Here is a 19,444-nt window from a genome sequence, read left to right as displayed (position 1 = left end):
GATAGCTATAACAGCCCGGTTTTTGTCATGCCCGGCTATAGGCTGTGCGGACATGCTCCGATTCCAGTCCAGAAATGAGTCCTGATCGTGCGTACATTGAAGACTTTGGTTGCCGCCGCCGTCGCCGCCACCCTGCTCGCCGGCTGCGGCGGGGCTTCCACCCCGCCGGCTTCGACCGGTGAAGCCTCCGGGGCTCCGGCAGGAGCCTCCGGGGACACCCTGGTGATCTACACCAACTCCAACGGCGAGGGCCGGGGCGACTGGTTGGCCGCCAAGGCGGCCGAGGCCGGATTCAAGATCGAGATCGTGGGGGCCGGGGGCGCCGATGCCACCAACAAGCTCATTGCGGAGAAGAACAACCCCATCGCCGACGTCGCGTTCGGCCTGAACAACATGTACTTCTCGCAGGTCAAGAACGAGGGCGCGCTGGAGGCCTACCAGCCCGCGTGGGCGGGCGATGTGGACAAGGGCCTGGGTGACGGGGAGACGTACTGGCCCCTGGTGAAGCAGGCCATCCTCCTGGGCTACAACTCGGACAAGATCTCCAAGGACGCCGCACCGAAGGACTGGACGGACCTGTGGACCAAGGACGAGTTCAAGAGCCGCTACGAGCGGGTCACCGGCCTGGGCACGGCCACGGCGCAGCTTGTTTTCGCCGGCATCCTCTCCCGGTACCGGGACGACTCCGGGGATCTGGGGATTTCCGACGACGGCTGGAAGCAGGTTGAGCAGTACTTCAAGAACGGCAGCCCGGCAGTGGCCAAGACCGACCTGTTTGCCCGCATCGCCTCCGGCGACGTGGACATGGGCCAGATGCCGTCCTCGATCATTGCCGACCGCGAAAAGTCCTTCAAAGTGAACGTGGACACGGTCATTCCTTCCGTGGGGGTGCCGCTTGCCGTGGAGCAGATCGCCCTGGTGAAAGGCACCAAGAAAAAGGAGCAGGCGCAGAAGTTCATCGACTGGTTCGGCAGCGCAGACGTCCAGGGTGAATTCGCGCAGAAGTTCAACTCCATGCCGGTCAACAAGGCTGCCCAGGCAAAGGCCAATCCCGAGGTGGTGAACTTCTTTGCCGGCCTCAAGCAGCAGGACATCGACTGGGACTTCGTCCAGAAGAACATGGGCGCCTGGGTGGAGAAGATCGAACTCGAATACATGACGTAACCCGTCCCGCCAGCCGCCGTTCCCGCGTTCCATCAGACAGGTTGCCATGATCCGCTTGGAAAACATCGAAGTTACCTTTGGCGATTTCACCGCCATTCCGCATCTGGACCTGCATGTCCAGCCGGGTGAGTTCTTCACCCTCCTGGGGCCCTCCGGCTGTGGAAAGACGACGGCGCTGCGCACCCTGGCCGGCTTCATCCAGCCGGCCGGGGGTACGGTCCGGGTGGACGGGAAGGATGTGACCCGCCTTCCCAGCGACAAGCGGCAGGTGGGCATGGTGTTCCAGAACTATGCCCTGTTCCCGAGCATGAGCGTATGGGAGAACATCGCCTTCGGACTCCGGGTCCGGAAGGAAAAACCTGCCGACAGTGACCGCCTTGTGCGGGATATTGCACGGCGCGTGGAACTCAGCGACGAGCAGCTGGCGAAGAACGTGGCCGAGCTGTCCGGCGGCCAGCAGCAGCGCGTGGCTGTTGCCCGCGCCCTGGTGCTGCGGCCCAAGATCCTGCTGCTGGACGAGCCGCTGTCCAACCTCGATGCCAAGCTCCGCCACCAATTGCGCCAGCAGCTCAAGGACCTGCAGAGCGAGTTCGGCATCACCACCGTGTACGTCACCCACGACCAGGACGAGGCCCTTGCCATGAGCGACCGGGTGGCGGTCTTCAACAAGGGCGTGGTGGAACAGGTTGGGACGCCCCAGGAAATCTACGACCATGCCGCTACGGAGTTCGTCTGCAACTTCATTGGTGACAGCTCGGCCCTGACGCCGGACTTCGTGGCGGAGGTCAACCGGCTCTCCGGCGCCGGCCTCAGCACGGATGCCAGATCCTACCTGCGCGTGGAAAAGGCCTCCCTGGACCGGCCGGCGGACGGAGGGACCGCCGTCGGGCTTCCCGCCACCGTGGTGTCCCGGACCTACCACGGCCTGCACAGCCGGTATGTGGTCCGCAGCCATGGCGCGGACATCCGCCTCCTGGTCCGGGAAGACGGCGCCGCGCACCCTGAGGCCGGCACGGCCACAACGGTCTACGTCCAGCCCGGGCACATCCTCCAGTACCATCCGGGATCCGGTGCCGCGCTTGCACTGGACCAGGCGGTTGCCCTGCCATGAGCGGCAACAACGCGGTGCGCAGCATGGTCCGCTCCCCGTTCGTCGTGGTGGTGGGGGTCATCCTCACGTGGTTCATCGCCGCGTTCCTGGTATGGCCCAACATGAACATCCTGATCGCCACGTTCTTCCCCGACGGCAGCTTTTCGGGCCGTGCCGCGGAGAAGCTGTTCTCCTCCCAGCGGGCCATGAAGGCACTGGGCAACAGCTTCCTGCTGGCCGTGGCGCTGTCCGTCACCGTCAACCTGGTGGGCGTCTTCATCGTCCTGGTGACGCATTACTTCAGGATCCGGGGTTCGAGGATCCTGTTCCTGGGCTATGCCTCCACCTTCATCTATGGGGGCATCGTGCTGGCGGCGGGGTATAAATTCATCTACGGGGACAAGGGCATTGTCACGTCGCTGCTGGTCCGGGTTGTCCCCGGCATGGACCCCGGCTGGTTTTCCGGGTTCTTTGCCGTGCTGGCGGTCATGACCTTTGCCACCACCACCAACCACATGCTGTTCGTTGCCAACGCCCTCAAAGGCATCGACTACCAGACCATTGAGGCCGCGCGGAACCTCGGCGCTTCCACGTGGACCATCCTGCGGCGCATCGTCCTGCCCATGCTCAAGCCCACGCTGTTCGCCGTCACCATCCTGTCCTTCCTCACCGGCCTGGGCGCCCTCAGCGCCCCGCAGGTGCTGGGTGGCCGCGATTTCCAGACCATCACGCCGATGATCCTGACGTTCACCAACAGCCCCACCTCGCGTGACCTGGCGGCGCTGCTGGCCGTGATCCTTGGACTGGCCACCATGGTGATGCTCGCCGTGATGTCCCGGCTGGAGAAGGGCGGCACCTACTTTTCGGTCTCAAAGGTGTCTTCCGAGCTGCAGAAACAGGACATTGCCATCCCCGTAGCCAACGTGGCGGTGCACGCCGTGGCCTATCTCCTCTTTGCCGTCTACACGCTTCCCGTGGTGCTGATCGTGCTTTACTCATTTGCCGACGGCGCCGCCATCCAGACCGGACAGCTCTCGTTTTCCAACCTGACACTGGACAACTACGTCCGTGTCCTCACCCAGCAGTCCGGGCTGCGGCCGTTCATCGTCAGCGTGGTGTACAGCGCCCTGGCGGCCGTCATCGCCGTCGGCGGCCTGCTCTTTGTGGCCCGGCTGCTGCAGAAGTATAAAAACTGGGTGGCCTCAACATTTGAGTACCTGCTGCACATCCCGTGGATCCTGCCGTCAGCGCTGCTGGCCCTGGGCCTGATTGTCAGCTACGACCACCCCAATCCCCTGGTAGGCGGTGCCGTCCTCACCGGAACAACGGTGATCCTGCTCATCGCCTTCGTCACGGTGAAGATCCCGTTCACCCTGCGGATGCTCAAGGCATCCTTTGCCGCCGTGAACTCTTCCCTGGAGGAGGCCGCCGCCATTATGGGCGCCAAGACGCTGTATGTCTTCCGCCGGATCCTCCTGCCCCTGGTGCTTCCGGCGGCGGCAGCCATCACGGCCCTGAACTTCAACAGCCTGCTGGACGACTACGACACGGCGATCTTCCTGGCCCATCCGCTGGTGCAGCCCCTGGGCCTGGTGATCAAGGCGAACACCGACGGTGCCGAGGGCACGGAGGGCATCGCAAACACCTTTGTCTACACGGTGCTGCTGATGGTGATCACCGGGGTGACGATGTACCTCGTGTACGGCAGGTCAGGGCGGCGGAAGGGCAGGAAGCGTCTTCCTGCAGCTCCGGCCGGCCTGCAGGTTTCCGGCGCCGGACTTCCCGGCGCCCAGGCGCCGGGTGAGGACGACGCCACGCGCCCGGCAGCTGCCGTCCGCTGACTACCTCCCCGGACCGCTGGCGACGGCGGTCCGTGCGTTCCGCCGCCGGGCCAGGTTGAGCACGCGGTCGCGCAGCGGCTGGGCGCGGTCTGCCAGGGCTACACGCCCGAGTGCAGAGGAGGCCACGCTCACCGCGCGGGTGCGGAGTCTCCGTTGCTTGTTGTAGGCGCGCAGTGCCTGGTCCTGGCCTTGAGGCGCGTTGTTGAGGAGGTCGGCCAGTGTCACCGCGTCCACCAGCGATTCACAGGCGCCGCGGCCAAGGGTAGGCATCATGGCGTGCGCGGCATCGCCGATGAGCACCGTCCGGCCGCTGACGTAGGAGCGCAGATGCGGCACTGTCCACAGGCGCTGGACGAGGCATTCCTCCGGGGTAGCTGCCGCCAGGGCACGACGGATGGCAGGTGCGTGGCCGGAGAAGCGTTCCCGGGCCTGGTCCAGCGCCGACGCAACATCGATCCCATAGGGGCCCAGTCCTGACCGGTAACTGGCGTACCAGAAGGACCCGCCCCGGGCGGCGGCCATGCCGAACAGGTCGCCACGGCCCCAGTACTCGCCCACCTCGTCCGGAGCGACCGGCGTCGGGAGGGTTCCCCGGAGGGCAAGGTAGGGCGTCAGGCGGGCATCGGTGGCGCTGCCCCATCCCGCACGGCGAACCATGCTGTGGACGCCGTCGGCGCCCACCACCAGGCCGCCATCCGCGGGGACTGACTGCACGGCATCGGTGACACGGCGGACGGCGGCGGGCACGGCGCCATCCAGCAGCCGGATCAGGTCGATCCGGGAAATGCCGAACATCTCCCCGGCATCGACCGTGACCCACGGTTCACCCTGTGCATTGCGGACCGACCCGCTGCCCAGCACCGGGCTGACGGCCCGGGCCTGGTCCAGTATTCCCAGCCGGGCCAGGGCGCGCTGGGCGTTGGGCCACATCCCGAGGGCGTTGCCGACGGTGGGCAGTTCCGGCCGCTTCTCGTACACCGTCACGTGGAAGCGGCTTGAATCCAGGGCTGCCGCAAGGGCCAGGCCGGCAATGCCGCCGCCAACGATCGTGATCGTTTCCATACGCGCCATTTTACTACTTTTGTAGTGATCCGGAAGGGGTCCCACTACACTGAGTCCATGCCGGACCGACGCACCCTGTTGCTCGACGCCGCCCTGGCCGTGGTGGCGGACAAGGGCATGAAGGGGCTCACCCACCGGGCCGTGGACACCGCCGCAGGCCTGTCGGAGGGCACCACGTCCAACTATTACCGGAACCGCGCCGCCCTGGTTGACGCCGTCCTGGGCCGGCTGCTGGAGCTGGACGCCACCCTCCTCCGGGACCAGGGGCCTGCCGGTCCGCCCAAGGACGTGGGTGAACTGGCAGGCCAGCTCGCCTCCATGGTGGTGATGCTTGCCGGCCGGCACGCCGGCCTGACCCGCGCCCGGCTGGCACTTTCCCTGGACAAGCCGGACTCCGTGACGGCCGGCCACTTCCAGCTGGTGGGAGGCCTGGAACAGGCGCTTGCCGGGCTGGGAGTGCCGGACGCGCGGGCACGGGCACGGGATGTGGCCGACTACGGCGACGGGGTGCTGCTGCACCTGCTCACCGTCAGGCGGGACGAGCAGCCGGACGCTGCCGCCATCGCCGCCGCCGTCCGGCGGCTGGTGGGTATATAAGCCTCACCCGGCCGGCCGGCGTCGTCCTTCTCCGGATGCCCTAGGAGGAGGCGGGCCAGCCCGTGTAGGCCTCAGCCAGGTAGGCCCTGCCATGGCGGGAGGAGACCACGGAGTTCAGTTCGCCGAGCTGGCGGGCGCGGGAGAAGTCGTCCGCATCGGCCGGGGTGTGCAGCATGGTGGTCATCCAGTAGGAGAACTGCTGGGCCTTCCACACCCGGTCCAGGGCGCGGTCGCTGTAGGTGTCCAGGAGCCGGTCCGAGCCGGAGTTGTAGTGGCTGTCCAGCCCCTCGAAGAGGAACTTGACGTCGTTGATGGCCAGGTTGAGGCCCTTGGCACCGGTGGGCGGCACGGTGTGTGCGGCGTCGCCGGCGAGGAACAGGTTGCCGTGGCGCATGGGGGTGTGGACGAAGCTGCGGAACGGCAGGACCATCTTTTCCAGGACCGGACCCTCCTTGAGCTCGAAGCCGTTGCCGTTGACGCGGCTGCGGAATTCGGCCCAGATCCGCTCGTCATCCCATTCCGCCACGTTTTCCTTGGGGTCGCACTGGAAGTACATCCGCTGCACGGTTTCCGTGCGCTGGCTGATCAGGGCGAAGCCGTTGGCCGAGTTGGCGTAGATCAGTTCGTCGGAGCTGCGCGGCGCCTCGGCCAGGATGCCGAACCAGGCGAAGGGGTATTCGTGGAAGTACCACTTGCGGTGGGCCTCGGGGATCTGGAACCGGCAGTGGCTGCGCGAGCCGTCAGCGCCCACCAGGAAGTCGGCCTGGATTTCGAACTCGACGCCGTCGGCATCGGTGAACCAGACCGTCGGCCTGCCCTCCAGGTCGTGGACGGTGGTGTCGGTGACGCTGTACCGCACGTCGCCGCCGTCGTCCTTCCTGCGTGCGGCGAGGTCCAGGAAGACGTCCGTCTGCGGGTACAGCCACACGGACTCGCCCACGAGGTCCTTGAAGTCGATGCGGTGGCTCTCGTTGTTGAAGCGCAGCTCGATGCCGTCGTGCCGGTCGCCGTCGCGCAGCACCCGGTCCGAGACGCCGCTGTCCACCAGCAGGTTGACCGTTCCGTGCTCCAGGATGCCGGCGCGCACGGTGTGGGAGATTTCCTCGTGGCTGCGGATCTCGATCACCGTGGACTCGATGCCTGCCTTGGCCAGCAGATGGGAGAGCATCAGCCCTGCCGGACCGCCTCCCATGATGGCTACCTGGGTGGTGATGATTTTTCGTGCCATGGCTTTGTCTCGCTTCGTTGCGGGGCCCGGGAGTGGGGCCGGAATGGGTGCCTGGGTTCAGTGTGCGCCAGGCCGGGTGACCGGCGTTACAGGCATTCCGTTCAACGGATTCCGGGGGTGGTGTGAGGGGCCGGATCAGGCCTCGGCGAGGCCGCGGGCAATGCCGCGGGCCGCCGTCTGCAGCGCGGGAACCAGCGCCTGCAGCCGCATTTCCCGCAATGGAACCACGACGCCGAGAGACGCCACCGCGCGCCGGCGGCGGTTAAGGACGGGCACGGCTATGCCCCACGTGTCCGGGTCAACCACGCCCTTCAGCTGCGCGAAACCCTGTCGCGAAGTGTCCGCGAGCAGGGTCCGCACGTCATCGGCAGTCAGCTTTCCGTCGGGATCGTGGAACTGGCCGAGGTACTCGCTCTGCAGCGCCCTGTCCTGGTGGGCCATGAGCGCCAGGCCGGCTGACGAGATATGGACAGGCATTCGGCCTGCCACCTGGGCGCGGTTGGCCACCGAGCCGCGCCGGGAGAGCCGCTCCACGAAGAGCGCCTCCCAGCCGTCCAGTACAGCAAGGTTCACGTTTTGGTTCAGGACCTGCTGGATGTCCTCCATGAAGGGCATGGCGGCCTGGCGCAGCGCCAGAGCGGGAGAGGCGCGGTTCACCAGTTCCCAGAGCCGGAGGCCGGGACGGACCGTTCCCCCGGGGGCAGTCTCCAGCAGGCCATGCCCGGCGAGCTGGCCCACCAGTCGGTGCGTGGTGGTCAGGGGGAGGCCGGACCGCTCCGCAAGCTCCGACAACCGGAGATCGGCGACGTCCTGGGGGAAGGCGGAGATCAGCCGCACAATCCGGTCCACCACCGAATCGCCCGAGCTTGAGTTCGCCACGGCCGCACGCCCTTCCGTTGAATGGGAAGTCCAGCATACAGCGCCCGGCGGACCAAAGGCGGGACGAACCGAAGGCGGGGCGCACCCACAGGCGCTTTACCGGACGGCTGTCAAGCCGCCGTCGGGCCCTGCTCCGGCCTGCGCCGCAGGCGCCGCCACGCGCCGGGGGCGAGCACCACCGCGATGCCGACGGCGGCGCCAATGACGGTCTCGATGATGCGGTCCCGCAGCAGGATGGACGCCGAGGCGGGGACCACCAGGAGCGTGGACACCAGCGCGAGGGGTGTGACGAACACCTGGGCCACCAGGTACTGGCGGATGATGAACATCTCCGCGCCGAACTGGCAGAGCGCCATCACCAGCACCGTCTGCCAGGGCTGCAGGCCCACCAATAAGACGGCTGCCAGGACCAGCAGGCCCAGCACCGTGCCGATGATCCTTTGGATGCCGCGGCGCACCCGGTGCCTGGTGGTGTGCCCCACCAGTGGAACCACGGCGGCCACCATGGCCCAGTAGTTGTGGCCGAAGCCGAGCCGGCCGCCGGCCCACGTGGCCAACGAGCCGGCCAGGCCTGCCGCCACCAGGTAGCCGAAACCCTCAAGCCACGCCGTCCGCTTCTCCGCCGGGGTCCGCCGGATGCGGGGAGGCCTGGCCCAAGGGGTGCGGTGGCTGGGAAGGATCCGGGAGGAGAAGCCGATGAGCAGGGCGAACACCGTGGTGAGGACCGCGACCAGCATGCCCTGCCACAGCGGCGGCTGGTTGGGAATGGAGGCGATGGCGGCGAAGGCGAAGATGTGGAAGAGGGAGCCCGCCGGGCGCAGCCGCAGCCAGGAGATCGCCACCGAACACCCGCCGGCCACCAGGGTGGTGGCCAGGACCAGCAGCCAGGTGTGCGCGGCGGCATCCAGGCCCCAGGCTGGACCCATCCGGGCGGCGAGCGCGGCGAGGAGGATCACCAGCAGCATCAGCAGCCCGGCGCGCAGCTGCAGCACAAAACGGACGGCGTGCGGCTCTCCGCGGCCGTAGATTCCGGTGAAGGCACCGAACGACGCGAAGATTGCCAGGTCCAGCCTGCCCAGCAGCACCAGGGTGATCAGGGGCACGAAGACGCCGACGGCGCACCTCAGTGCCGGGTGGTGGTCCTTGTTGCCGGGGGCGATGCTGAACATCTCAGCAAGCATCTTCACGGGGGCAGCGCCTTCCTTGGGGGTGGATTCCGGGGTGGCGGCCGCGCTGACGTTCCTGGTAAATCCTACGGCCCGGACCCCCGGGACCGCCCGGCACGTTCCCATGAACGGAATCGGGAGGCAATGCGGCGGAAACAACGCCCCATGATGCTTGAGTCATGAAGCGCCCTCCGCACAACTCGCCCGCCGCTGACCTGAGCTGTGAAGTCTGCGGCCGGATGCCGGAACCGCCCAAGGCGCGGCTGACCCTGGCGAACGTGGCCGCCATGCTGCCCATCGAGCTCCTGGTGCATGCGCTGGTGGTGGAGACGCACCTCCCTTACGTGGCGAAGGTGCTGGTGCTGACCCTCACCGCCACGGTCCTGGTGATCTGGGTGGCCGAGCCGTCCGCCGCCCGGATCCTGCGCGGCTGGCTGCATGCCCCCGCGCTGCGGCACCGCCGCCGGCTGGCCGCCGCCCCGGCGCTGTGGCGGGCGCGGACGATGCTCCAGGACCAGCCGGGATCGCTGCAGCGGGTCACGCGGGCGCTGTCCCGGCTGGATACCAATATCCTCGGCATCCACGTCCACCCGGTGCCGGGAGGGGTCCTGGACGAGTTCGTGCTCTCGGCTCCAGGGACCGTGGGCGAGCGTGAGTTGCTGGCCGCGCTTGCCGACGGCGGCGGGAGCCGTTCGCACGTTTGGCCCACCACCGCGCTGGCCATGGCGGACGGGCAGACCAGGGCCCTGAGCCTTGCCTCGAGGATCGCGGCTGCACCGGAGGAACTGCCCCTGGCGGTGGCCGAGCTGCTGCACGCAACGATTGTGCCGCCGTCGGACGCCGGCACCAAAGCGGCCGACGACGGCACCCGGCTTAAGATCCCCACGGCCTGGCATGGCCCCATCACCTTTGCCCGGCCGGGCGAGCCGTTCACCCCGGCCGAATCGGCCCGGGCGCACCGGCTGGCGGAGCTTGCCGAGATCCTGTCCCACCGGCGCGAGGACTCCCGCGCCTAGGTCCACGGGCAGTCACAATCCGCTTGCAGGCCATCCGGGCTCATCGGACCACCAAACCCCTTGACAGTGGCGGGAGTCACTTCTACCTTTGATTTTGGGATCCCAAATTGGGATCCCAAAGAGTATCCGCTCCACGCTCCGGATCGTCCAGCGGCCGCTCCCCCTCCGCAGGCCGGCCCCATCCTGCCCGCGACGCACCACACATCTTTTCGAACCCTCCCCATCCGTAAACTTCCCCGTGAAGGAGAAGCTGTGTCCATCCCAAACACCGAAACAACGGCCACGTCCGACGAGGCCGCACCCCAAACCGCCGAACAATCCGGAAAGGGCGGAACGCAACGGCGCACCTCCGTCCGCTGGAAAATGTTCCTGCTCCTGCTCGTTCTGGTTTCCGTCAACTACATCGACCGCGGCTCCATCTCTGTCGCGCTGCCCATCATCCAGAAGGAATTCAACCTCGCTCCGGAGTTGGTGGGCCTGCTGCTGTCCGCTTTCTTCTGGACCTACGCCCTGATGCAGGTTCCCGTGGGCTGGCTGATCGACAAATTCGGTCCCCGCAAGGTCATGACCGCTTCCTGCATCGGGTGGGGTGCTGCCACAGCGGCGTCCGGCATGGCCGGCGGCTTCCTGAGCATGTTCATCGCCCGGCTTGGAATCGGCGTGACCGAAGCCGGCGTGATGCCTGCCGGCGGAAAGCTCAACGCAATCTGGATGCACAAGTCCGAACGGGGCCGCGGCGCCACCATCCTTGACGCCGGCGCCCCCCTGGGAGCAGGGCTGGGCGGCATCATTATCGCCGGCCTCATCGCCTCCACCGGCAGCTGGCGCTGGTCCTTCGTCATCGCCGGCGCCGCCACCGTCCTCATGGGCCTGGCCGTCTGGTGGTACGTCCGGGACAACCCCCGCCAGCACCGCGGCGTCAACGACGCCGAGGCCTCCTACATCGAAGCCTCGCATGCTGCCGAGGACGCCGAAGCAGCCATGGACGGCAGCAAGGGCAGGCGCGGCCTGCTCCCCTACCTGAAGTTCCGCTCCTTCTGGGCCATGTGCCTGGGCTGGCTGGGATTCAACGGCGTCTTTTACGGCCTGCTGACCTGGGGCCCGCTGTACCTGGCCCAGGCCAAGGGCTTCGACCTGAAGACCATCGGCTGGTCCACCCTGGTGATCTTCGGCGCCGGGTTCGTCGGCGAAATCGTCGGCGGCACCATCGCCGACAAGTGGCGCGCCTCGGGCGCCTCCGCAAACCTGGTCATGCGGACCCTCCTGGGCATCTCCAGCGCAATCGTCGTGGCGGGCCTGGTGGGCGTGACCGTTGTCCCGGACGCCACCACCGCCGTGGTCCTGCTCTCCGTGGTCCTGTTCTTCCTGCGCTGGGTGGGCCTGTTCTGGAGCATCCCCTCCATCCTGGGCGGCCGCACCAACGCAGGCGTCCTGGGCGGGGCCATGAACCTCAGCGGCAACATCTCCGGCTTCGTCACCCCCATCGTCGTCGGCCTGATCGTGGGAGCCACCGGCTCCTACACCTGGGCGCTGCTGTACTTCGTGGGTTCCGCCGTGATCATGGGCGCATCAGTGCTCACCCTGAACTACAACAAGCGGCTTCCTGTCTAAGCTGACCCTCGCAGGGAAACCTGCAAACACATGCCCCCGCAGCCGGGAGCAGTGCCGCACAAAATCCGAATGGAGCATCATGCTGACCGCAGAAGAGACCCAGGACAAGGACCGCCCCCTCCGCGAGACTGTCCGGGACACCCTCCGCACCCGGATTTTCGAAGGACACTACGCTCCCGGCACGCGGCTCGTGGAGCGCGACCTGGCAGCCGAATTCTCCGTATCCCGGCTGCCGGTCCGCGAAGCGCTCCGCATGCTCCGCCAGGAAGGCCTCATCAGCGACCGCGGCGCCCGCGGCGCCGAAGTCAGCAGCCTCAGCCCCAAGGACGTGGAGGACCTCTTCGACGTCCGCCAGTCCCTGGAGGTGCTGGCCTGCAGGCTCGCCGCCAAGCGGGCCACCAGGGACGACCTTTCCTACCTCGAGCGGCTGCTGGACAACGCGGAGGCGTTCCTGGCCAAGGGGGCGGTTATGGAGGCGCACCGCGCCAACAGTGAATTCCATGACGCCATCACCGCCATCGCAGACAACAACTTCCTCAAGTCCGCGCTGGAGCCCCTCCAGGGCCGCATGCACTGGCTGTTCCGGCACGTCAGCGACCTGCCCGAGCTCATCCGCGAACACCGCGAACTCTATGCCGCCATCGCCAGCGGCGATCCGGACAAGGCAGCCGCCCAGTCCGCCTCCCACATTGGAAAGTACCGGGACCAGTTCCCTGAGGACTTCCAAAAGACCGAACCAGAATTCCACCGGAAGAGAAAATGAAACTCCTGGTCATCAACCCCAACATCAGCGCAGATGTCACGGCGCTGATCGAATCCGAGGCGCTCCGATCCGCTTCCGCCGGCACTGAACTGCTTGTCCGGACGGCCGGCCACGGCGTCGAATACATTGAGACCCGCTTCGAATCCCTCATCGCCGCCGGCGCGGTGGCCGAAATCATCGCCGAACACACCCGCCCCGGAGCAGACCCGGTGGATGCGGTGGTGGTGGCAGCCTTTGGGGATCCGGGCATGCCGGCCCTCAAGGAACTGGCGGACATCCCCGTCATCGGCATCACCGAGGCTGCACTGTGCGCAGCCGCCCTGCAGGGCCACCGTTTTTCCATCATCGCCATCTCGGACCGGATCAAGCCCTGGTACCGCGAGTGCGTGGAGCGGTTCGGCCTGTTCGGCCGGCTGGCTTCCATCCGCTCCATCAACGACTCCCTCACCAGCATCGCTTCCGTGCAGCAGGATTTCCGGGAAACCCTGCTGGCGCTGGGCCGGCAGGCCGTGGCCGAGGACGGTGCCGACGTCGTGATCCTCGCCGGCGCCCCGCTGGCCGGGCTTGCCCGCGAACTCAACGGCCAGATCCCCGTCCCGGTGGTTGACGGCATTTCCGCCGGGATCCGCATGGTGGAGGCCGTGGCCGCACTGCAGTCCGGAACCCACCGCGCCGGTGCCTTCGCCCCGCCCCCGGCGAAGGACCGCAAGGGCCTGTCCGGCAACCTGGACGCGGCCCTCGCCGCACGCCAGGAACGCACCGGCACACCCCAGCCCACGGCCTGAACCACACGACCCAAACCCTAGGAGGACACCGATGTCCCACCAGCCAGAACTTGTCATAGCCAACGCCACCGTGGTCAACAGCGACGGCCGCCAGGAAGCCCACATCGTGGTTTCCGGAGGCCGGATCGCGGCCCTTGTGGACGCCGCCCAGCCCGCCCCGGCGGCGGACCGCACCATCGACGCCACGGGCAAGCTCGTGATCCCCGGCGGCGTGGACGGACACTGCCACGTGGCGCAGGTGACCGGCCGCTTCCGCACCCTCGACGACTACCGGACCACATCCACCGCAGCACTGTGGGGCGGCACCACCACCATCATCGACTTCGGCATCCCCCGCGACGCCCAGGAAACCCCGCTCGCCGCCGTCCTGCACAAGAAGGAACTCGCCACCCAGTCACGCTGCGACGTGGCCCTGCACGGCGCCGTGGTCAGCTGGGACGAAACCGTGCCGTGGCAGCTGGAGCAGTTGGCCGCCGAGGGCGTGCGTTCGGTGAAGATGTACACCACCAACCGTGGCACCACCATGGCCGACGGCGACACCATCCTGAAGGTGATGCGCGAAATGGTGCGGCTGGACGGACTGGCCTACATCCATGCCGAGCACGATCCCATCATCGCCGACTGCACCGAACAGCACGCCCAGGACGGCCGGATCGGCATCGAACACCTGCACCGGACCCGGCCCGAACTGGCCGAGGAGATCTCCGTCAAGGAAACCCTGGCCATGGCCGAATACACCGGCGCGCCGGTCTATTTCGTCCACCAGTCCACGCCCGGAGCCGTCGACCTGGTATCCCAGGCACGGGAACGCGGGCTCGAGGCCTACTCCGAGACCTGCCCGCACTACGTCACGCTGGACGACACCGTCTACGCCTCCACCTTCCCCGAGTGGTTCGCCTGCTGCCCGCCCATGCGCAGCGCGGAAACCGTGGCCGCCCTCAAGGAGCGGCTGGTCTCGGGCGCCATCCACACCATGTCCTCCGACCACTCCTGCTACGACCTCTCCCAGAAGCGCGAGCGCACCGATGACGTACGCGCCATGCCCCACGGGCTGCCCGGCGTGGAAACCCGGATGCCCGTCACGTTCACCGCCATGACCTCCGCCGGCGCCACCGTTGAGCAGTTCGTCAGCGCATTCGCTGCGGAGCCGGCCCGGATCAACGCCGTCCCCGGCAAAGGCCGCATCGCCGAGGGGTTCGACGCCGACCTGGTCATCTTCGATCCTGCCGAGGAACGCACGGTCAACGGCGCCGCCCTGCACATGGGAACCGACTTTTCACCCTTCGACGGGAAGGCACTCACGGGCTGGCCCGCCGTCGTGGTCTCCAACGGGCGCGTGGTCCTGGACGCAGACGGCTTCCACGACCCGGGCGCCGTGGGCCGCTTCGTCAACCGCAACGGCTTCCGGCAGCACCAGTCCGCCGCCGCCGACGCCTCCCACCTGCCTGCCGCCGTCTTCTAGGAGCCCCCATGCCCGCAACCACACGCCCCCGCCGGATCGGCATGATCGTGCCGTCCTCCAACACCTGCCTGGAACCCCAGACCTACCGCATCCTGGGCAGCCGCACGGATGTCACGGTGCACTTCACCAGGATCCGGGTCACCCGCATCGCCCTGGACGATTCCTCCAACCGGCAGTTCGACCCCGCCGTCATGGAGGAGGCAGCCAGGCTGCTGGCGACGGCGGATGTGGACGTGATTGCCTGGAACGGCACCTCGGGTTCATGGCTGGGGTCAGCCCACGACCAGGAACTGGCCGGCGGGATCACTGCCGCCACCGGGATCCCGGCCACCACCTCCACGCTGGCCTACCTTGAGGCCTTCCGGGCCTTCGGCACCGGGCGGATCGGCCTCTTCACGCCCTATACCGGGGACGTGAACCACCAGGTCATCGCGTCCTACGAGCGTGAAGGCATCAAGACCGTGGATCACCGGGCGCTGGGCCTGAGCGACAACGAGTCCTTTGCCCGGGTTACCGACGACGAGATGCGCCCCGGCTCCCTGGAACTCGCCGCCGCGGCCCCCGATGCGCTGGTGTACCTGTGCACCAACCTGTACGGGGCCAACATCACCGAAGAAATCGAGCACGCCACCGGGGTCCCGGTGCTGGATTCAGTGGCAGTCACGCTCTGGCACGCCCTGAAACTGGCAGGCGCGCCGCTGCTGGACGCGCGCTGGGGCAGGCTGCTGGGCTAAGCGGACCTACATCCGCAAGGTCAGGGCACCGGGCTCCATGGTCATGAGCACGTGCTTGCCCTCGCCCTCGTGGTCTCCGTCCAGCTGGTAGTCGTCCTTGTGCTCCAGCGTGATCTCAACGGTCTTGCCCTGGAAGTACTCCACGGCGGTGTCCCTGTTCTTGCCCTTGCCGATGATGCCGGCCAGCACGGACAGCCAGCCCAGCTTGCCGTGGTGCGGCGCCAGGACGGCAATGTCCAGCAGGCCGTCGTCCACCTTGGCGTCCGGGAAGATCTCCAGGCCGCCCTGGACCTTGCCGCAGTTGCCCACCATCACGCTGCGGACGCCCCGGTGCACCACTTGCTTGCCGTCGATCACCACGGTGGCCTTGACGGGTTTGCCGGGCAGGTTCCTGATCCCGGCGTCCACGTAGGCGAGCCAGCCCACCTTGTCCTTCAGGTCCTCATTGGTGTCCGCCATGATGGTGGCGTCGTAACCCATGCCGGCCATGACCAGGAACAGCTGGTCCTTATCCGGGTCGCTGCGGCGGGCGCGGACCACGTCGATCTTCCGTTCGGTACCGATCAGGGCGCCGGCCATGGCGCCGTCGTAGTCGGTGACGTCCATGCCCAGGTTGCGGGCCAACAGGTTGCCGGTTCCCAGGGGCAGCAGGCCCATGGGGGTGTCGCCGCCGGACAGCACCTCGGCGACGCAACGGACAGTACCGTCGCCGCCGGCCGCGATGACGATGTCCGCGCCCTGCGCCAGCGCTTCCTTGGCCTGGCCCACCCCGGGGTCCTCCTTGGTGGTTTCGAGCCAGATGGCTTCGCCCCAGCCGTTTTCCACGCAGTGCTTGGCCACCAGGCCGCGCACGTCGATGTCCACCGGCTTGGCGGGATTGACGATGATGGCGGCACGTTTGGGCGAAGTGGAGCTGGTCTCAGTCATGGCGTCCTCTAATGGCGAATGGAAAGCAGGCTTCTGAAAGAAGGGTATCCCGCCGCGGGGGCGGTCCGGCGCAGCGCGGCGGCCTACAACGCCTTGACCGCACCCAGCACCTGGGCAAGGGAGTCCTTGGCGTCACCAAACAGCAGGGAGGTCTGGGGCTCGTACAGCAGGTCGTTTTCGATGCCGGCGAAGCCCGGGCGCATGGAGCGCTTCAGGAACACCACCTGCCGCGCCTGGGCCACTTCCAGGATGGGCATGCCGTAAATCGGCGACCCGGAGGACGTCTTGGCGGCCGGATTCACGACGTCGTTGGCGCCTACCACCAGGGCCACATCGGTGGTCTTGAACTCCGGGTTGATCTCGCCCATCTCCTTGAGCGACTCATAGGGCACGTTGGCTTCCGCCAGGAGGACGTTCATGTGGCCGGGCATCCGGCCGGCCACGGGATGGATGGCGAAGTCCACCTCGATGCCCCGGGCTTCCAAGGCCAGCGCCAGTTCCGCGGCCGTGTGCTGGCCCTGTGCCACCGCCAGCCCGTAGCCGGGGACGATAATCACCCGCTGGGCGTACCCCAGCAGGACTGCCACGTCCTCCGGTGAAGACGAGCGGACCGGACGCCCGCTCACAGCCGTGGACCCCGCCGTCGAACCTCCCCGGAAAGCCCCGAACAGGATGCCCGCCACGCTGCGGCCCATGGCAGCCGCCATGGCACGGGTGAGGATGGTGCCGGAGGCTCCCACCAGGGTGCCGGCCACCACCAGCAGGACGTTGCCCAGCACCAGGCCCGATGCCGCGACGGCCAGGCCGGTGAAGGCGTTCAGCAGCGAGATGACGATGGGCACATCGGCGCCGCCCACGGGCAGCACCAGCAGCACGCCGGCGGCCAGGCCCAAGGCCAGCAACAGCGCCGCGAGCGGCAGCGAAGCGGTGAGGACCACGGCGATGCCGGCGGCGATAGCGGCCAGGAGGACCACAGCCATCACCACGGGAAGGCCCGGAAAGACGACAGGCCGGGTGGTCATCAGTTCCTGCAGCTTGGCGAACGTGACGCCTGATCCGGCGAAGGACACAGCCCCCACCAGGAGCGTGAAGACGATCGCCACCCGCATCCAGGGGTTGTCCGCATGCCCCAGCTCCAGGAGCGCCACCAGGGCTGCCGCGCCGCCGCCCACCCCGTTGAAGAGCGCCACCAGCTGTGGCATTTGCGTCATCTTCACCCGCCGGGCCACGGGCGCCGCCACCGCGGAACCCACGGCGATGGCGGCCAGGATCCAGGGGATGTTCTCCAGCCGGGTGGACAGGAAGACAGTGACGACGGCGATCAGCGCACCGAGTGCCCCCACCAGGTTTCCGCGGCGGGCCGTCCGCGGGGAACTGAGTCCGCGCAGGGCCAGGATGAAGCAGACCGCAGCGGCGAGGTAAAGCAGGGAAGTCCAGACGGGGTCGAGGAGGCTCATTTGCTGCCTGCCTTGGGCTGGGCGCCCGCCTTCACGGCGTCCTTTTTGCCGTGGAACATGTGCAGCATCCGGTCCGTCACCACGAACCCGCCCACCAGGTTGGCCGTGGCAAGGACGACGGCGAGCAGCGCCACCGCGAGCACCCAGGGGTCCGCTGCCTGGCCGGCGACAATGATGGCCCCCACCAGGATGATCCCGTGGATGGCGTTGGCGCCGGACATCAGGGGCGTGTGCAGGGTGCTGGAGACTTTGGAGACCACCTCGAAGCCAACGAACACCGCCAGCACGGTGATGGTCAGCAGCGCGATCCCGTCCATCAGCGCGCTCCTTCCTGCCCGGCCGCAGCCGTGGCCGTCCGTGCCGCCAGCAGGTCCGCGGTGGGCTGGTGCCGCACTTCCCCGGCGTGGGTGAGGCATGCGCCGGCCACCACTTCGTCACTGAAATCCAGCGCGAGGGTCCCGTCGCGGACCAGGAGGGCCAGCAGGTTGGCCACGTTCTTGGCGTAGAGGCGTGAGGCGTCCGATGCCATGGCGGAGGCGGGGTCTTTCAGCCCCACCAGGGTGATGTGGCCCGTTCCGTCGGCGGTGGGGATGGGGATGTCCCGGCCGGGCACGGAGCCCTCCACGTTGCCGCCGGACTCGGCGGCGAGGTCGACGACGACCGACCCCGGGCGCATGCCCTGCACCATCTCGCGGGTCACCAGGAGGGGCGCCGGGCGCCCGGGGACGGCCGCCGTCGTAATCAGGACGTCCGACTGCGCCACGTGGGGTGCCAACAGCTGACGCTGCCGCGTGCCGGCGTCGGAACTCAGCTGCCTGGCGTAGCCGCCGGCCGCTTCAGCGGTTTCGAGGTCCAGCCGGATAAAGGTGCCGCCCATCGAGGCGACCTCGTCGGCGGAGGCGGGGCGGATGTCGTTGGCGAAGACCCGTGCCCCGAGCCGCTTGGCGGTGCCGATGGCCTGCAGCCCTGCCACGCCGGCGCCGAGCACCAGGACGCGGGCCGGCGGGATGGTTCCCGCCGCGGTCATGTACAGCGGGAAGAACCGGGGAAGCCTGATGGCTGCCTCCAGGACGCACCGGTAACCGGCTACCAGGGCCTGGGAGGTCAGGGCGTCCATGGACTGGGCGCGGGAGATGCGGGGCACCAGTTCCAGGGCGAAGGAAGTCACTCCGGTGTCAGCGAGCGCCTGCACCGCGGGCAGTTCGGACGATGGCGACGCGAGGCCCACCGTCACGGCTCCCCTTGGCAGGGACGCGGCAGTGTGCGGGTCAAGGGGCCGGACGTGGGCCAGGACATCCAAGGCTGAGGTGTCCAGTACAGGGACGATGGTGGCGCCGGCCTGCTGGTAGGCGGGATCGGCATGTCCCGCGCCGTCCCCTGCCCCGGTTTCCACCAGGACGTCCAGTCCCATCCCCGCCAGCTCCCTGACAGTATCCGGAGTGGCGGCGACACGCCGCTCGCCCTCCCTGCGTTCCCGCGGAATCCCCAGTTTCACCCGCCGACTCCTCTTCCTGACGAGCTGTGCAGCGGCTCTGCTGCACGCAGTTGGGTTGAGTCTAGAGCGCGGCGGCCCTCGGCGGGAGTAGTCGGCGGGGAGCTTGTGGGTAACGATTCGCCTGTCAGCGCGCGTCCTCCCGGGGCTGGGCGTCCCTTGGCGCGGCG

General features: G+C 67.9%; 18 protein-coding genes. 10 read left to right on the top strand and 8 right to left on the bottom strand.

Annotated elements, in window-relative coordinates; translation table 11 throughout:
- Positions 1-87: 87 nt before the first annotated feature.
- The 3 genes from BACI349Y_RS00890 to BACI349Y_RS00880 are packed head-to-tail and all read left to right on the top strand — an operon-like array spanning position 88 to position 4,095.
- Positions 88-1,164 (top strand): extracellular solute-binding protein, encoded by a 1,077-nt coding sequence (locus BACI349Y_RS00890; RefSeq protein ID WP_159629617.1) that lies wholly within the window; start codon positions 88-90, stop codon positions 1,162-1,164.
- A gap of 46 nt (positions 1,165-1,210) precedes the next feature.
- On the top strand, positions 1,211-2,275 hold the full coding sequence (locus BACI349Y_RS00885) for an ABC transporter ATP-binding protein (protein ID WP_159629614.1): 1,065 nt from the start codon (positions 1,211-1,213) through the stop codon (positions 2,273-2,275).
- Positions 2,272-4,095, top strand: coding sequence for an ABC transporter permease (locus tag BACI349Y_RS00880; protein ID WP_159629612.1), 1,824 nt, complete (start codon positions 2,272-2,274; stop codon positions 4,093-4,095). Before BACI349Y_RS00885 ends, BACI349Y_RS00880 begins: the two co-directional genes overlap by 4 nt.
- Here the strand turns inward: BACI349Y_RS00880 and BACI349Y_RS00875 are convergent, their stop codons facing one another.
- The gene (locus BACI349Y_RS00875) at positions 4,096-5,157 is read right to left on the bottom strand and encodes an FAD-dependent monooxygenase (RefSeq protein ID WP_159629611.1); all 1,062 of its coding nucleotides are present in this window, start codon (positions 5,155-5,157) and stop codon (positions 4,096-4,098) included.
- A 57-nt stretch (positions 5,158-5,214) separates the two neighbouring features.
- Between BACI349Y_RS00875 and BACI349Y_RS00870 the strand changes: the two genes are divergently transcribed.
- Positions 5,215-5,754 (top strand): TetR/AcrR family transcriptional regulator, encoded by a 540-nt coding sequence (locus tag BACI349Y_RS00870; RefSeq protein ID WP_159629609.1) that lies wholly within the window; start codon positions 5,215-5,217, stop codon positions 5,752-5,754.
- A gap of 40 nt (positions 5,755-5,794) precedes the next feature.
- Here BACI349Y_RS00870 and BACI349Y_RS00865 read toward each other — a convergent pair whose 3' ends face one another.
- The 3 genes from BACI349Y_RS00865 to BACI349Y_RS00855 form a co-directional block, all read right to left on the bottom strand.
- Positions 5,795-6,982, bottom strand: coding sequence for a 4-hydroxybenzoate 3-monooxygenase (locus tag BACI349Y_RS00865; RefSeq protein ID WP_159629608.1), 1,188 nt, complete (start codon positions 6,980-6,982; stop codon positions 5,795-5,797).
- A 135-nt stretch (positions 6,983-7,117) separates the two neighbouring features.
- On the bottom strand, positions 7,118-7,861 hold the full coding sequence (locus BACI349Y_RS00860; protein ID WP_159629606.1) for an IclR family transcriptional regulator: 744 nt from the start codon (positions 7,859-7,861) through the stop codon (positions 7,118-7,120).
- A gap of 110 nt (positions 7,862-7,971) precedes the next feature.
- A complete protein-coding gene (locus BACI349Y_RS00855) occupies positions 7,972-9,048 on the bottom strand; it encodes an FUSC family protein (protein ID WP_159634991.1) in 1,077 nt (358 codons plus the stop codon).
- A 158-nt stretch (positions 9,049-9,206) separates the two neighbouring features.
- Here BACI349Y_RS00855 and BACI349Y_RS00850 point away from each other — a divergent pair, with 158 nt between their 5' ends.
- From BACI349Y_RS00850 to BACI349Y_RS00825, 6 genes are all read left to right on the top strand, one after another.
- A complete protein-coding gene (locus BACI349Y_RS00850) occupies positions 9,207-10,043 on the top strand; it encodes an amino acid-binding protein (RefSeq protein ID WP_159629604.1) in 837 nt (278 codons plus the stop codon).
- A gap of 252 nt (positions 10,044-10,295) precedes the next feature.
- A complete protein-coding gene (locus BACI349Y_RS00845; protein WP_159629602.1) occupies positions 10,296-11,654 on the top strand; it encodes an MFS transporter in 1,359 nt (452 codons plus the stop codon).
- A 79-nt stretch (positions 11,655-11,733) separates the two neighbouring features.
- Entirely contained in the window at positions 11,734-12,417 is a 684-nt protein-coding gene (locus tag BACI349Y_RS00840) for a GntR family transcriptional regulator (RefSeq protein WP_159629601.1), read from the top strand.
- Positions 12,414-13,202, top strand: a complete 789-nt coding sequence (locus BACI349Y_RS00835) for an aspartate/glutamate racemase family protein (RefSeq protein WP_159629600.1) — start codon at positions 12,414-12,416, stop codon at positions 13,200-13,202. The genes BACI349Y_RS00840 and BACI349Y_RS00835 overlap by 4 nt, the downstream gene beginning before the upstream one ends.
- Positions 13,203-13,233: 31 nt before the next feature.
- Complete coding sequence (locus BACI349Y_RS00830; protein ID WP_159629599.1) at positions 13,234-14,664, top strand: amidohydrolase family protein; 1,431 nt, start codon at positions 13,234-13,236, stop codon at positions 14,662-14,664.
- A gap of 8 nt (positions 14,665-14,672) precedes the next feature.
- A complete protein-coding gene (locus tag BACI349Y_RS00825) occupies positions 14,673-15,398 on the top strand; it encodes a maleate cis-trans isomerase family protein (RefSeq protein WP_159629598.1) in 726 nt (241 codons plus the stop codon).
- A 6-nt stretch (positions 15,399-15,404) separates the two neighbouring features.
- Here the strand turns inward: BACI349Y_RS00825 and BACI349Y_RS00820 are convergent, their stop codons facing one another.
- From BACI349Y_RS00820 to BACI349Y_RS00805, 4 genes are all read right to left on the bottom strand, one after another.
- Positions 15,405-16,325, bottom strand: coding sequence for a diacylglycerol/lipid kinase family protein (locus tag BACI349Y_RS00820; protein WP_159629597.1), 921 nt, complete (start codon positions 16,323-16,325; stop codon positions 15,405-15,407).
- Positions 16,326-16,408: 83 nt separating this feature from the next.
- A complete protein-coding gene (locus tag BACI349Y_RS00815) occupies positions 16,409-17,782 on the bottom strand; it encodes an NAD(P)(+) transhydrogenase (Re/Si-specific) subunit beta (protein ID WP_159629595.1) in 1,374 nt (457 codons plus the stop codon).
- Positions 17,779-18,099 (bottom strand): NAD(P) transhydrogenase subunit alpha, encoded by a 321-nt coding sequence (locus BACI349Y_RS00810; protein WP_159629594.1) that lies wholly within the window; start codon positions 18,097-18,099, stop codon positions 17,779-17,781. Before BACI349Y_RS00810 ends, BACI349Y_RS00815 begins: the two co-directional genes overlap by 4 nt.
- A complete protein-coding gene (locus BACI349Y_RS00805) occupies positions 18,099-19,277 on the bottom strand; it encodes a Re/Si-specific NAD(P)(+) transhydrogenase subunit alpha (RefSeq protein ID WP_159629592.1) in 1,179 nt (392 codons plus the stop codon). The genes BACI349Y_RS00810 and BACI349Y_RS00805 overlap by 1 nt, the downstream gene beginning before the upstream one ends.
- Between the last annotated feature and the right edge of the window lie 167 nt (positions 19,278-19,444).

Origin of the sequence: Arthrobacter sp. 8AJ (assembly GCF_902506025.1) — a bacterium.
Classification (GTDB): domain Bacteria; phylum Actinomycetota; class Actinomycetes; order Actinomycetales; family Micrococcaceae; genus Arthrobacter.
This window is presented reverse-complemented; position numbering and strand designations above follow the sequence as displayed.